General features: G+C 70.1%; 13 protein-coding genes and 1 pseudogene. 5 read left to right on the forward strand and 9 right to left on the reverse strand.

The window, feature by feature from the left end; genetic code table 11:
* Positions 1–304: 304 nt before the first annotated feature.
* Positions 305–2179 carry a S9 family peptidase gene (locus H5J26_RS20735; protein ID WP_235980866.1) on the forward strand — a complete coding sequence of 625 codons (1875 nt, stop codon included), beginning with the start codon at positions 305–307 and terminating at the stop codon, positions 2177–2179.
* On the opposite strand, the gene H5J26_RS20740 is transcribed toward H5J26_RS20735, so the two are convergent.
* The 5 genes from H5J26_RS20740 to H5J26_RS20760 form a co-directional block, all read right to left on the reverse strand.
* Positions 2091–2939: an SURF1 family protein gene (locus H5J26_RS20740; protein WP_181767419.1), complete on the reverse strand. Its 849-nt coding sequence runs from the start codon at positions 2937–2939 to the stop codon at positions 2091–2093. The two genes, H5J26_RS20735 and H5J26_RS20740, sit on opposite strands and share 89 nt — an antisense overlap.
* Positions 2940–3053: 114 nt before the next feature.
* Positions 3054–5051, reverse strand: coding sequence for a hypothetical protein (locus H5J26_RS20745; protein WP_181767420.1), 1998 nt, complete (start codon positions 5049–5051; stop codon positions 3054–3056).
* Positions 5048–5623, reverse strand: a complete 576-nt coding sequence (locus tag H5J26_RS20750) for a SigE family RNA polymerase sigma factor (RefSeq protein ID WP_181767421.1) — start codon at positions 5621–5623, stop codon at positions 5048–5050. The genes H5J26_RS20745 and H5J26_RS20750 overlap by 4 nt, the downstream gene beginning before the upstream one ends.
* A gap of 436 nt (positions 5624–6059) precedes the next feature.
* Positions 6060–7145 carry an aspartate-semialdehyde dehydrogenase gene (locus tag H5J26_RS20755; RefSeq protein ID WP_181767422.1) on the reverse strand — a complete coding sequence of 362 codons (1086 nt, stop codon included), beginning with the start codon at positions 7143–7145 and terminating at the stop codon, positions 6060–6062.
* A gap of 44 nt (positions 7146–7189) precedes the next feature.
* Positions 7190–8545, reverse strand: a complete 1356-nt coding sequence (locus H5J26_RS20760) for an aspartate kinase (protein ID WP_181767423.1) — start codon at positions 8543–8545, stop codon at positions 7190–7192.
* A 267-nt stretch (positions 8546–8812) separates the two neighbouring features.
* On the opposite strand from H5J26_RS20760, the pseudogene H5J26_RS20765 reads away from it, so the two are divergent.
* The 3 genes and pseudogenes from H5J26_RS20765 to H5J26_RS20775 all read left to right on the forward strand — a co-directional run.
* Positions 8813–9154 (forward strand): annotated as a pseudogene (locus tag H5J26_RS20765) (ArsR/SmtB family transcription factor); the annotation flags it as partial.
* Positions 9155–9315: 161 nt separating this feature from the next.
* Positions 9316–9957, forward strand: a complete 642-nt coding sequence (locus H5J26_RS20770) for an SRPBCC family protein (protein ID WP_181767425.1) — start codon at positions 9316–9318, stop codon at positions 9955–9957.
* A 107-nt stretch (positions 9958–10064) separates the two neighbouring features.
* Positions 10065–10529, forward strand: a complete 465-nt coding sequence (locus H5J26_RS20775) for an SRPBCC family protein (protein WP_181767426.1) — start codon at positions 10065–10067, stop codon at positions 10527–10529.
* A 91-nt stretch (positions 10530–10620) separates the two neighbouring features.
* On the opposite strand, the gene H5J26_RS20780 is transcribed toward H5J26_RS20775, so the two are convergent.
* The gene (locus H5J26_RS20780; protein ID WP_235980867.1) at positions 10621–10911 is read right to left on the reverse strand and encodes a ribosomal protein L7/L12; all 291 of its coding nucleotides are present in this window, start codon (positions 10909–10911) and stop codon (positions 10621–10623) included.
* Positions 10912–11112: 201 nt separating this feature from the next.
* On the opposite strand from H5J26_RS20780, the gene H5J26_RS20785 reads away from it, so the two are divergent.
* On the forward strand, positions 11113–11874 hold the full coding sequence (locus H5J26_RS20785; protein ID WP_419183828.1) for a vWA domain-containing protein: 762 nt from the start codon (positions 11113–11115) through the stop codon (positions 11872–11874).
* An 89-nt stretch (positions 11875–11963) separates the two neighbouring features.
* On the opposite strand, the gene H5J26_RS20790 is transcribed toward H5J26_RS20785, so the two are convergent.
* The 3 genes from H5J26_RS20790 to H5J26_RS20800 form a co-directional block, all read right to left on the reverse strand.
* Positions 11964–12629, reverse strand: a complete 666-nt coding sequence (locus H5J26_RS20790) for a DUF5063 domain-containing protein (RefSeq protein ID WP_181767427.1) — start codon at positions 12627–12629, stop codon at positions 11964–11966.
* Positions 12622–13221, reverse strand: a complete 600-nt coding sequence (gene recR / locus H5J26_RS20795) for a recombination mediator RecR (protein WP_181767428.1) — start codon at positions 13219–13221, stop codon at positions 12622–12624. Before recR ends, H5J26_RS20790 begins: the two co-directional genes overlap by 8 nt.
* A gap of 180 nt (positions 13222–13401) precedes the next feature.
* Positions 13402–13746: a YbaB/EbfC family nucleoid-associated protein gene (locus H5J26_RS20800; protein ID WP_181767429.1), complete on the reverse strand. Its 345-nt coding sequence runs from the start codon at positions 13744–13746 to the stop codon at positions 13402–13404.
* Positions 13747–14143 lie beyond the last annotated feature (397 nt).

The following is a 14143-nucleotide window of genomic DNA, read 5'->3' on the forward strand; positions in this document are numbered from 1 at the left end:
CGATCCCGGCTGCCGCCGACGCCGCGAGCATCCCGCGGCGGCTCGGAGAGGGCGGCGCTCCCCGAGGGGCCTCCAGCGGCAGGGCGTTGACCGCCTCGGCCGCACCCTCCTGGTCGTGTGCCGCGGTCTCGTCGTGTGCCGCGGGCCTGTTGGTCCTTCCCCCAGTCACGTCGCCCTCCGTCCGCCTGTTGCTGCGCCGATGCGTACGTCCCCGTCCCGTCCGCATCTCCACACCGACCGCTCTCGAAACGGTGTTACGGGGTCGCGGATCACGGCCTCCACCCTCCCGGCGCAGAATGGAGCCATGACGCAGAACACGCATGCCACACCCGACAGCGCCATGCCGGACTGGGAGAAGCGCTTCCGCGCGCCCCGGGTGTCGTTGCCCGAGTGGGCCGAGGACGCTCCCGACCGCTCGCTGTACATCTCCAACGCGACCGGGACCTTCGAGCTGTACGCATGGGACCGGGCCACCGGCGAGCACCGTCAGGTGACGGACCGTCCCAACGGGACGACGGACGGGGCGCTGACGCCGGACGGGGAGGAGGTCTGGTGGTTCTCGGACACCGACGGTGACGAGTTCGGGGTCTGGATGCGGCAGCCCTTCAAGGGCGGACAGGACGTGGAGGCGGTCCCCGGTCTCGCGCCGTCCTTCCCCGCGGGACTGGCCATCGGGCGGGACGGCACCGCCGTCGTCGGCCGCTCGACCGACGAGGACGGTACGACGATCCACGTCGCGCGCCGCGGCGAGGACCCGGTCGAGATCTACCGGCACCGGGAGTCCGCAGGAGTCGGCGACCTCTCCCACGACGGGACGCTGATGGTCATCGAGCACACGGAGCACGGTGACGCCATGCACTCCGCGCTGCGCGTGGTGAACCCCGACGGCAGCACCGTCACCGAACTCGACGACAGCGAGGGCGGCACGAAGGAACTGGGCCTGGCCGTCCTCGGGTTCGCGCCCGTTCCTGCCGATCAGCGGCTGCTCATCGCGCACCAGCGCAACGGCCGCTGGGAGCCGGTGATCTGGGATCCGCTCGGCGGCACCGTCACGGAACTCGCGATCGACCTGCCCGGCGACGTCAGCGCCGAGTGGTATCCCGACGCTCGGTCCCTGCTGATCTCGCACAGCCATCAGGCGCGCAGCGAGCTGTACCGCTACGACATCGCCGCCCGCACCCTGACGCGCATCGAGACCCCGCCCGGCTCCGTCGCCGAGGCGACGGCCCGTCCGTCCCGCACGGAAGGGTCGGCGGGAGCCGCCGAGGCCGCGGTCGACATCGAGTACCTGTGGTCGTCCGCGGCGAAGCCGCCGCAGGTGCGGTCCGCCGCCGGCGCCGTCGTCCTCGACCCGCCCGGCATGGCTGCGCCGCCCTCCGTTCCCGTCGAGGACGCATGGGTCGCGGGCCCGGGCGGAACCATTCACGCCCTGGTCCAGAAGCCCGAAGGCGTCGGGCCCTTCCCGACGGTCTTCGACGTGCACGGCGGCCCGACGTGGCACGACAGCGACGCCTTCGCCGGTCAGCCCGCCGCCTGGGTCGATCACGGCTTCGCCGTCGTACGCGTCAACTACCGCGGCTCCACCGGCTACGGACGCGCCTGGACGGACGCTCTCAAGCACCGTGTGGGCCTGATCGAGCTGGAGGACATCGCAGCCGTACGGGACTGGGCCGTCAGTTCAGGTCTCGCCGACCCCGAGCAGCTCGTCCTCGGCGGCGGTTCATGGGGCGGCTACCTCACGCTGCTCGGCCTGGGCACCCAGCCGGAGGCCTGGGCGGTGGGTCTGGCGGCGGTGCCCGTCGCGGACTACGTCGCGGCGTACGACGACGAGATGGAGGCGCTGAAGTCGCTGGACCGCACGCTGCTGGGCGGTTCACCGGAGGAGGTGCCCGAGCGCTTCGAGCTCTCGTCACCGATCACCTACGTCGACGACGTGCGGGCACCCGTCTACATCTCCGCGGGCGTCAACGACCCCCGCTGCCCGATCCGTCAGGTGGAGAACTACGTGCGGCGGCTGGAGCAGCGCGACGCACCCCACGAGGTCTACCGCTACGACGCCGGGCACGGCTCGCTCGTCGTGGAGGAGCGGATCAAGCAGTTGAAGCTGGAGATCGACTTCGCTCTCCGTCATCTGCCTCACGGGAAGGACCGGCAGGCTCAGGGGCAGGCCCAGGGATGAGGCCGAGCGCCGCGTCCCTGGCCAGCTCCGTGTCGCGGCGGAAGAGCCGGAACCACATGAAGAGCACGAAGCCCGCGAAGACGAACCACTCGGCGGTGTAACCGAGGTTCTGGAACGCCTTCATGTCGAGGCCGGTGTTGTCGGGTCGTACCGGCGGCACCGGCCTCAACTGCGAGCCTCCGGCGGTGTGCTGCACGGTGATCCACGCGTTGTGCACGTCATAGGGCACGACGTTGACCAGGGAGGCCGCGCTGATCATGCCGAGCTGGCCCTTCGGCAGCCCACCGCCCGAGCTCACACCCGGGCTGCCCTGCGACTCGGACGCCTGCAAGGCGCCGGAGACGGTCACCTCACCTCGCGGCGGTGCGGGTACGCGGCGGGGGTCGGCGTCGCCGGGCAGCCAGCCGCGTACGACGGGAAGGGCCTTGCCCTCGCCGGTGCGCAGCAGGGACAGCACGTAGAAGCCCCGCTTCCCCTCAAGGGCCCGGTCGGGAACGAGGAGCGGGTGGCCGGTGTCGTAACGCCCGGTGGCCTCGGCCATGCGGCCGCTGGTCTCGGCGTCCACGGGCAGCAGCCCGGACAGCGGCCGGGGCTTGGCATGGGCCGCGCCGGCGGCGGTCTTCTCCTGCTGCTGATGGCTCTCGACGCGCGCCTCGAAGCGGGAGAGCTGCCAGCTGCCCATGAAGAGGCAGACCGGGATCGCCAGTACGGCGAAGAGGTTGATCCCCCACCACCGCGGGGTCAGCAGAAACCGGTACACGCCCCCACGGTACGGGGAAGCGGCCTGCCGGTCGTACGTGGGGCGAGATCGGGGTGACCCCGCGATCCCCTCCTACCCCGCCGTGCCCGGAGGGAAGGAGGGGACGACCAGGCGTCAGCTGGAGGCCAGGACTCCCGTGCGGTAGAGAGTGCCGGCGCATGCACCGTCGAGTGTCGTGTTCGCGGCGGCCGGGTCACCCACATCAGGGGTGTGGGTGAGCACCACGGCGGCCTCTTCCTCGTCGTCGCCGTTGCCCCCGTCGCCACCGCCGTCGCTGTCGCCGCCGCCCGTCTCCGGGGTGCCGGGACCGCCCGAATTGCCGTTGCTGCCGCCCGAGTTGGCGTTGCTGCCGCCCGGCCCGTCGGCCTCCCCGGCCCTCGGGCTCGGAGATCCGGAGCTGGGGCACTCGCTGGGGACCCAGGCGAAGCGGACCAGGTACGCCTCGCCGGGTCTGAGCACGAGTGCGTCCGGCGAGGTGCCGGGGTCCGGCAGGTCGCCGGCGGCGTCGCCGGGAGTGTGGTCCAGGACGTTTATGCGGTCGCTGTCGGCGACTCCGCGCGCTGACGCTCCGACGACGCCTTCACCTTCCACGGTGCACGCGTCGGACGAGGTGTTGACGACGCGGAAGCTTCCGTAGACCTTGCCGTCGGCGTCGGGGTTGCCCGCCGTCGCCGACCCCTCGCCGAGCTGCTGACGGCCGCAACTGGGCGCACTCGTCGCGAGGGTGTCGCTGGGGTTCGCCCCGCCGGACTCCTTGCCGGCCGACGGTGAGGGGGAGGCGGAGCCGTCGCCCTTGTTCCCCTTGCCGCCGCTGTGGCCCGAGCCTCCGGCGGCGCTGTCCGGGCCCTGGGTCTGGCCGGTGCTGTTCTGACCGCCCTCACCGCGGGACTGGTCCTGGCTGTCGCCCGCATTGATCGAGTGGTCCCCGGAGGTGCCCGGCATCAGCCCCGTGGTCACCAGCGCGGGCACACCCACTCCGGCGAGCACGACGGCCGCGGCGGCACCGGCGAGGACGCGGCGGCGCTGCGCCCGCCGGGCGGGAATCGCGTGCCGCAGGTAGTTGAGGGACTCGGCCGAGGGCTCGATGTCGCGCACGCTGGCGTGCAGCATCCGGCGCAGGGCCTCTTCGCCCTCATCCTCACCGTCGTCGTCGGCGGCACCCTCACCGCCTCCGCCCGTACCGATGGAGCCGCCGCCCGAGTCACCCGGTGCGCCGGGCCCGCCGGCGGCCGGAGTCGCCTCGTCGCCGCGGCTCTGCTGCATGGGCAGGGTGGTGCGGGGCGGCCGGTCCGGCCGCTCGGACTCGTCGGACCGTCCTGACGATCCGGGCCCGCCTGTCCCGTCAGTGGCCCCGTCAGTGCTTCCGTCAGTGGTCCCGTCGGCGTGGGCGGCCGACCCGCCTGCCGGATACCGCAGTTCCGGCTGGTTCGCTTCGTTCGAGTGCATGGCTGTACCCGCGTCTCGGCCCCCGTCGTGCCCCTCCGGGTCGGGACGAGGTGTTTCGGGGAGGTCCGGCGCCCGCGGAAGGTCCGGGGTGTCCGGGGACAGGGGACCCTTGGGGGTGCCGGGGACCTCGGTCGGTCCGGTGACGTCCGGCAGATCCGGTGCGTCGTCTGTCTCGGGAGGATCGGGGATCTCGGGAGCGTCGTAGATGCCCGGGGTCTCGGGGATCTCCGGGGGCTCCGGGATCTCAGGCATGTCGTCGATCCGGGGCATGTCCTCGATCTCGGGTGCCGCGGGGATGTCCGGAGTCGGCGGGATCTTCGGGCTGTCCAGGATGCCGGGGGCGTCCGGGATCTCAGGCATGCGGGCGGGCCCGTCCACATGGGGAACGGACGGCACCTCGGGGAGGTCCGGCAGGTCGGGCGCCTCGGGCGCGCGGTGCGGAGGCAGCTCGGGGCTGTCCGGCAGGTCGGGGGCGTCCGGAGCGTGCGGGGTCTCGGGCGCGTGCGGGCCGTCGCCTTCGTGCTTCTCCGGGCCCTCTTCGTGCGAGGCGAGAGTCATGTCGTCCGGCTCGGGCGACGCCACCCGCTTGCGCACCTTCGACGGCCACTCGTCGCCGGCGGCCATGCGCAGGCGCTCGCGCACCTGGTCCTCTCCGAAGGCACTCATGACGCCGCCTCCATGGCGACGCGCAGCGCCGCGATCCCCCGGGAGCCGTACGCCTTCACCGAGCCGAGCGAGAGCCCCAGCGTCTGGGCGACCTGCGCCTCGGTCATGTCCGCGAAGTAGCGCAGCACCAGGACCTCGCGCTGGCGCCGCTGAAGTCCGCGCATCGCGTGGATGAGTTCGTCGCGCTCCAGCTGCTCGTACGCGCCCTCCTCCGCGCTGGCCATGTCAGGCATGGGCTTGGAGAGCAGCTTGAGGCCCACGATGCGCCGACGCAGCGCGGAACGCGAGAGGTTGACGACGGTCTGCCGCAGATAGGCGAGTGTCTTCTCCGGGTCGCGGACGCGCTTGCGGGCCGAGTGGACGCGGATGAACGCCTCCTGGACGACGTCCTCGCACGAAGCGGTGTCGTCCAGGAGCAGGGCCGCGAGCCCGAGAAGCGACCGGTAGTGGACGCGGTAGGTCTCGGTCAGCTGATCGACTGTGGTGCCGGCTGCCATCGCGTCGTCAGATTCCCCGGCTCGGCCGGTGACGCGCGGAGGTCGAGTGGCAGACCATGGCGTGATCACCGGCATGCCTCCGGTGCTGAAACCGGAGGTACCGGGAGCCGTCGCGAGTATCGATCCAAATGCCTCTGCCACGCTTGTTGGACACACACTCCCCCTGCAGGGTTGTACGCGATTGGCTTCGCCCTTGACGATTCGTCGACCGCCCTCATGCGTACCAACTCTTCTCGAATGCCCCAATTGTCACGGCGCCTCGGGACCTGGCAGCGGACTCAAAGACGCCGTTCGCCCTACCGCCGGTTGCAGCGGGCGAGGAGCGAAATTCTCGTCCAGGTCGCCCGTGCTGGCCAGTGCCAAGGCGCGGTCACGCGTGAGAAGTTCGCAATCACCCCGGACTGTCGACATTCCACCGTCGACAGTTGACCGGCGACAGACCGGGCGGCCGCCCGCCCCGGCGAGCCGGCCGCCGTGCGCGAGGCGCGCACCCCGCGCACGGCTCAACTCGTCACGCCCCGATGCACTCCGCAATCTGCGCCATGTTCAGTGCCGCGCCCTTGCGCAGGTTGTCCGCGCAGACGAACAGGTCCAGCGCGCACGGGTCGTCCAGCGAACGTCGCACCCGTCCCGCCCACGTCGGATCCGTGCCCGCCACATCGGCCGGCGTCGGAAAGTCGCCCTGGGCCGGGTCGTCGCACAGCACGACTCCCGGCGCGTTCGCCAGGGCCCGGTGGGCCCGCGACACCGACACCTCGCTCGCGAAGCGCGCGTGAACGGAGACCGAGTGCGCGGTGAGCACCGGCACCCGTACGCAGGTGGCCGCCACGCGAAGCTCCGGGAGATCGAGAACCTTCCTCGTCTCTTCCCGGACGGTCAGCTCGTCCGACGTCCAGCCGCCGTCCTCCATCTCCCCGGTGAAGGGGACCACGTTGAGCGCGACGGGCGTCGTGTGCGGATCGCCGGGGTCGTCGGGGTGCACCGGCACGACGTGGCCGCGTCCTTCGGCGATCACACGCCGGATGTCACCGGGGTGCCTGCCGAGTTCCGTGCCGGCCGCGTCCGCCGACGTCAGCGCCGCCAACTGGCCGCGCAACGCGTCGACTCCGTACCTGCCGACCCCCGACACCGCCTCGTAGGAGGAGACGACGAGTTCCTCCAGGCCCCACTCCTCGTGCAGCGCGCCCAGCGCGACGATCATCGACAGAGTCGTGCAGCCGGGGCTGGCGATGATGCCGCGAGGACGCACCCCCACGGCATGGGCGTTGAGTTCGGGCACGACCAGCGGCACGTCGGCGTCCATGCGGAAGACCCGCGATCCGTCCACCACCACCGCGCCCTGTCCGGCTGCGACAGGCACCCACTGCGCGGCGACGGCGTCCGGAACGGCGAAGACAGCGACGTCGACGCCCTTGAGCGCCTCCTCGTTCAGCGCGTGGACCCTGACGTCCTCGCCCCGTACGGCACGGACGCGCCCCGCCGAGTGCGGCGACGCGATCAGCCTGATCTCGCCCCAGACGTCGGCCCGTTCGGAGAGCAGGGCGAGCAGCACGGTCCCGACGGCCCCGGTCGCACCCACGACCGCCAGGACGGGCATGCCCGCACGGTCAGCTCCTGGGCGGACCGTGCGGGCCCTGGGCGTCACCGACCTGTGCCTCCGTAGACGACGGCCTCATCGCTCTCACTGTCGAGACCGAACGCGGAATGGACCGCCCGCACCGACTCGTTGACGTCGTCCTCGCGGGTGACGACGGAGATGCGGATCTCCGAGGTGGAGATCAGCTCGATGTTGACCTCGGCCTGGGACAGCGCCTCGAAGAAGGTCGCCGTGACACCCGGGTTGGTCTTCATCCCCGCACCGACGAGCGAGATCTTGGCGATCTGGTCGTCGTAGCGCAGCGAGTCGAACCCGATGGCTCCCTGTGCCTTCTCCAGCGCCGCGATCGCCTTGCGGCCCTCGCTCTTGGGGAGGGTGAAGGAGATGTCCGTCAGACCGGTCGACGCCGCCGAGACGTTCTGCACGACCATGTCGATGTTGACCTCGGCGTCCGCGATGGCGCGGAAGATCACCGCGGCCTCACCCGGCTTGTCCGGCACTCCCACAACCGTGACCTTCGCCTCGGACGTGTCGTGCGCGACACCCGAGATGATCGCCTGCTCCATCGACTGTTCCCCTTGCCCGTTCCTCTTGCCTTGCCCGCTCTTCAGCGCGGCCTGTGCACCCGGGGTGCCCTCGCCGCGCTTTTCGACGCTTCCGCCCGGCGGTTCACTGCTGACCCACGTGCCCTGAAGGCCCGAGAAGGACGACCGGACGTGGATCGGGATGTTGTAGCGGCGCGCGTACTCGACGCAGCGGTGCAGCAGCACCTTCGAACCGGAGCTGGCCAGCTCCAGCATGTCCTCGAAGGAGATCCAGTCGATCTTGCGCGCCTTCTTCACGACCCGCGGGTCTGCGGTGAAGACGCCGTCGACGTCGGTGTAGATCTCACAGACGTCCGCGTTCAGGGCCGCGGCCAGCGCCACCGCTGTGGTGTCGGAACCGCCCCGGCCGAGCGTGGTGATGTCCTTGCTGTCCTGGGAGACGCCCTGGAAGCCCGCGACGATTGCGATGTTGCCCTCGTCGACGGAGGTCTGGATACGGCCCGGGGTGACGTCGATGATCCGCGCCTTGTTGTGCGCGGAGTCGGTGATCAGGCCGGCCTGGCTTCCGGTGAACGACTGCGCCTCGTGTCCGAGGGATTTGATCGCCATCGCCAGCAGTGCCATGGAGATGCGCTCTCCGGCGGTCAGCAGCATGTCGAACTCGCGCCCCGATACGACCGGGGAGACTTCCTTGGCGAGATCGATCAGCTCGTCCGTCGTGTCACCCATCGCCGAAACCACGACGACCACCTGGTGGCCGTTCTTCTTGGCTTCGACGATCCGCTTGGCAACGCGCTTGATGCCCTCGGCATCGGCAACGGAGGAGCCGCCGTACTTCTGCACGACTAGGCCCACGTGTGCTCGCTCCTCGACTCTCAGTCTTTCTGCACCCTCCCCGGCCTTGGCGGCCGGGGGACTCCCCTGCGGGGAATCCATGGGTCGGCTCATTTTACCGAGAGGGCGTCCCGCCCTCTCGTCCAGCGACCAAACCTGCCCGTTCAGCCAGGACCCACACGGGAACGTAAGGCACCTCACACAGACGGGATGAGCGGCCCGGCGGCCTCGGCGGCACGGAACAGGGTCAGCGCATAAGCTTTGACTTATATAAGCGATGGCTGCATCCTGGGTGACGTGCACGCCTTCGACGTTCTGGGCGACCCGGTACGGCGCCGGATTCTGGAGCTGCTGGCCGAAGGCGAGCAGACCTCAGGAGCTGTCTGCTCGGTGATCCAGGCCGAGTTCGGAATCTCTCAGCCCGCCGTCTCCCAGCACCTGCGTGTGCTGCGGGAGGCGGGCTTCGCCTCCGTACAGGCCGAGGGCCCCCGGCGGCTGTACTCAGTGGAATCCGCACCCCTGCGCGAGGTCGACACCTGGCTCGAGCAGTTCCGCGGCTTCTGGGAGCAGCGGCTGGACGCCCTCGGCACGGAGCTGGCGCGCGGCAAGCGCGAGCGACGCAGAGCCGGGACGGGCACAGGCGGGGACACAGGCGGGGACTCAGGCCGGGACACGAGCAGGGACACCGCCACCGGTCACACCGGTACGGAAGCCGCCCCGGATCCCAGGGCCCGGAAGGACACCGGCACCCACACAGGTCGCGACCACGACCGCGGCGACAAGGAGCAGTGATGAACGACATCGTCGATCAGATCAATGACATCCACCGCGAAGTGGGCAGCCGGAAAATGGCGGAAGGGGAGGCACGCACCGTCCTGCTCCGGCGCACCTACGACGCGGCAGTGGAGGACGTCTGGGACGCCTGCACCGACGCCGAGCGCATCAAGCGCTGGTTCCTGCCGGTCAGCGGCGACCTGAAGCTGGGCGGGCACTACCAGCTGGAGGGCAACGCCGGCGGCGAGATCCTGCGCTGCGAGCCGCCCCAACTGCTCAAGGTGAGCTGGCTGTTCGGCGAGAACCCCGGCTTCAGCGAGGTCGAGGTGCGTCTGACGCCCCAGGGCGAGGAGCAGACCGTCTTCGAGCTGGAGCACGTCGCTGTCGTACCGCCGGAGATGTGGGACCAGTTCGGGCCCGGCGCGGTCGGCGTCGGCTGGGACCTCGGGCTGCTCGGTCTCGGCCTCCACCTGCGCGGGGACTCCATCGGGGACCCGTCCGCCTGGGAGGCCACGGACGAGGCACGGGAGTGCATGACGCGGAGCAGCGAGAAGTGGGGTGCGGCGTACGGCGCTTCCGGCGCACCGGCCGACGTGGTGGAGGCGGCCGTACGCAACACGACCGGCTTCTACGTGGCCGAGCAGCCCGACGGCGCCTGAGCATCAACCGCGGGGCAGCCGCTGCGAGTTCGTTGTCAGACCCTGCTGCTCTACTTCCGCTCTGCGGGACGGACGAGGCTGCCGGCCCCGAGAGAAGGAGCACTCTCATGACCACATGGCAGGTCGGCGTGGAGCGTCGCATCGCTGCGCCCCCCGGGCGGGTCTGGGAGGCGCTGACCGACATCGAAGGCTCTCCGCGCGTGATCAGTGGCATCGAACGGGTCGAGATGCTCAGCGACGGAGCCTTCGGCGTCGGCACGCGCTGGCGGGAGACGCGGAGGATGCTCGGGAAGGACGCCACCGAGGAGATGTGGGTGACCGCCTGCGAGGCCCCCGCGCGCTACGTCGTCGAGGCCGAGTCGCACGGCGCGCACTACACCTCGGAGTTCGTGCTCACCCCGGAGAGCGGCGAGGCCACGACGGTGCGCCTGTCGTTCGGTTCCGAGGTGCAGAAGGCGGGCGTCGCCAAGGTGATGGGGAAGCTGCTCGGCGGGATCGGCTCCAAGGCCGTCGCCAAGGCACTGGCGAAGGACCTCTCGGACGTGGCGGGTGCGCTCGAATCGCCCGCATGACGGGCACGCACGAGCGGCAGGTCCGCGTCCGCATGAGGGGCGGCAGGCGCAGGGCTCGGCGAAGCGGGCGCCGCACTCCGGCGCCCGCTGTTCAGCGCGTTCCGGCCATCGCGTCCACAGCCTCCTTGGCCTCCTTCAGCCCGGTGCCGGTGATCTGGCGGTAGAGCTTGATCGCCTCGATCCGCTTGCCCTGCTGTATGAGCATGCCGACCGAATGCAGTTCCGCGGAGGCGAACTCCTGGATGTGCAGATGGTCGAGGATCAGATCGACCTTGCGGTTCAGCCTGGCGATCCGTCGGTCCGTGCGGTCGAGCTTCGACTGAACGGCGCCGGCGAGCGCGAGAACGACGACTACGAGTGTGATCAGCAAGGTGGGTTCCATGCCTGGTGATCGTAGACCGCAACGCATGGGGGCGCGGCGCCAGTTGACCGGCGCCCGTAGCCCGGCGGCCTTGCCCTCCGCGACCGGCTCCCCCGCGGGAGGGGGCGGTTCAAGGCCTGCTGAAGTATTCCTGCATCGCACGATTGCGTCGTAATGTGCGCTTACGCACTCTACGCACCGCCACGGCCGCAGGAGGTCCGCGTGTCCATCGACCACATGAAGAATCCAGCCGACGTCTTCGCCCCGGCGGTGAGTCACGAGCGTGTCAGTGCTTCGGCTCCACGTCTGGTCAGCCTGTACAAGTCCGCGCAGGTATCGCTGCGGAAAGCGGGGCTCGCCGGTCAACGCGCAGCCGTCTACCTGGTGTTGGACCGCTCGGGCAGCATGCGCAGGTACTACCGGGACGGCACCGTCCAGCGGCTCGCCGAGCAGGCGCTCGGCCTCTCCGCGAACCTGGACGACGACGGCACGGTTCCCGTCGTCTTCTTCTCCACAGATGTGGACGGCGTGGCCGAGGTGCGGCTGGACGCGTACGAGAACCGCATCGCGAGGCTCAGCGACAGCTTCGGCCACATGGGCCGCACCAACTACCACCTGGCCATGGAGACGGTCATCGACCACTACGTGGCGTCCGGCACCACACACCCCGCCTTCGTCATCTTCCAGACGGACGGCGGGCCCACCTCACGTCGCGCCGCGGAGCAAGTGCTGTGCACGGCGGCCCGGTTGCCGATGTTCTGGCAGTTCGTGGGCTTCGGCGATCCGGACAGTACGCAGTTCGACTTCCTGCACAAGCTCGACGACCTGCCGGTGCCCGCCAAGCGCATCGTCGACAACGCGGGCTTCTTCCCCGCCGGCACCGAGCCCCGGTCGATCCCGGACGACGCGCTGTACGGGAAGCTGATGCAGGAGTTCCCGGACTGGCTCAGCGCCGCCCGCCACGCCGGCGTCCTCACCGGCTGACGCAGGACCGGCCTACGGCTGCGCGCGGCCCCCAACGGGCTGCCCCGGACGGCTACTTCGCCTTCGCGGGCGACGCGCGACGCAGCGCGTCAGCGCTCGGGCTGCATCCCCAGCGGCACGCCGATCTCGGCGGCCATCACCGCACCGGCTTGCTTCTCCAGCAGGCCGTCGTCCACATCGGCGGGGCTGTCCGTGTCCAGGCCGTCAAGCGAGTCCAGCGGTGTGTCCAGCCGCACGTGTGCGACCAGGGACTGGAGCGCTCGCAGCGCGGCGGAGGCGGTGGGGCCCCAGTTCGACAGGTAGGAGAACTGCCACCACCACAGCGCCTCGCTGACCCGGCCCGCGCCGTAGTGCGCCATGCCGTGCCGAAGATCGGTGATCACGTCGGCGAGGTCGTCGGAGATCCGGCAGGCGACCGGTGCGGTACGCGGCTCGTACGGGTCGAAGACCTCGGAGTAGACGTCCACCGGGTCGAGCAGTGCGGCGAGCTTGAGACGCATCTCGTCGACGTCCGGCTCGGGACCGATGTCCGGCTCGTACCGCTCGACCGGGACGAAGTCCTCGTGGGCCCCCAACCGCCCGCCCGCCAGCAGCAGTTGGGACAGCTCAAGAAGCAGATAGGGAACCGCGCTGTCAGGGTCGTCTCCCTTGGCGACCTCTGTCACCGACACGATGAAACTCTCGATCTGGTCGGAGACCTGCACGGCGAAGTCGTCCGGGTTGTCCTTGATCGCATTCAGTGTGGCGTCAGACATCGAGCAACCTTCTTCCCTCGAAGGCCCGCCCCAGCGTGACCTCATCGGCGTACTCCAGGTCTCCCCCCACAGGGAGACCGCTTGCCAGGCGCGTCACTCTCAGCCCCATGCTCGAGACCATACGCGCGAGGTAGGTGGCCGTCGCTTCTCCTTCAAGATTGGGGTCTGTGGCCAGAATCAGCTCGCTGACCGCCCCGTCCGCGAGCCGTGACATCAGCTCCCGGATCCGCAGGTCGTCGGGCCCCACTCCCTCGATGGGACTGATGGCGCCGCCCAGCACGTGGTAGCGGCCACGGAACTCCCGCGTCCGCTCGATCGCCACCACGTCCTTGGGCTCCTCGACCACGCAGATGACACTGCGGTCACGGCGCGTGTCCAGGCATACGCGGCACTGTTCCTCTTGCGCGACGTTGCCGCACACCGCACAGAACCGGACCTTGTCCTTCACTTCGAGCAGTGCGTGTGCGAGGCGGCGTACGTCGGCGGGCTCGGCCTGAAGGACGTGGAAGGCTATCCGCTGCGCGCTCTTAGGACCGACGCCGGGCAGCCTGCCCAACTCGTCGATGAGGTCCTGAACCACGCCTTCGTACACGGAATCTCCCGTTCTCTTCCTACGGCCCTGAAGTCGGGGACGGTGCCCGGTGAACGTTAGTTGCCGGACGACCGCGCCACCAGCGCCCCGAACCCTGGAAGACCCCTGAGAGAGCCCCGCCCTACGTACGGCCTGTGAGGTGAACGACCCTGTTCCCCGCGGTCGTTCCCGGAAACCTCCTCAGAAGGGAAGCCCCGGCATCCCGCCGCCACCCAGCCCCTGTGCGAGCGGGCCGAGCTTCTGCTGCTGCAACTGCTGGGCACCGCTGACGGCGTCCCGCACGGCAGCGAGCACGAGGTCCGCGAGCGTCTCGGTGTCCTCCGGGTCCGCGGCCTTGGGATCGATGACGAGACCCTGCAGTTCACCGGCACCGTTCACGGTCGCCTTGACCAGGCCACCGCCCGCGGAGCCGTCCACCGATGTCTCGGCGAGCTCCTGCTGCGCCTCGGCGAGGTCCTGCTGCATCTTCTGGGCCTGCTGCAACAGCTGCTGCATGTCGGGCTGGCCCCCACCACCGGGAATCACGACTTGGCTCCTGGCTCGTCGACGATGACTGTCATGCACCGCGCGCTGTTCACGTTGCACGCACCGTGCATGTTCTTCGCGTAGCACGCGTACTTCGTGTACTTCACGTACCCGCCGTACGCGTACTTCTCCTTCTTCCAACTGAGCCTACGTGCTCCCGGCGCGCCCTGCCGACCCTGTCCTCATACCGCCTGGACCGCACCGCCGACGAGGGCCGGGACGTCACTCGTGATCGAACTCCTCGATCACCGTGGCCCCCAGCTCCCGCATGATCAAGTCGTGGCCGGAGAGCGCCGATTCGTCGAGATCGGGGTCGTCCTCGGCAGGCATGTCGTCCTCGAGTGCGCCGCCGTACGCGGTGGCCGTGGCAGCTGAACCCTCGGTACGGGGCCCGGAC

This window comes from Streptomyces albidus (ex Kaewkla and Franco 2022) (assembly GCF_013870515.1).
In the GTDB taxonomy this organism is placed as follows: Bacteria; Actinomycetota; Actinomycetes; order Streptomycetales; family Streptomycetaceae; genus Streptomyces; species Streptomyces albidus.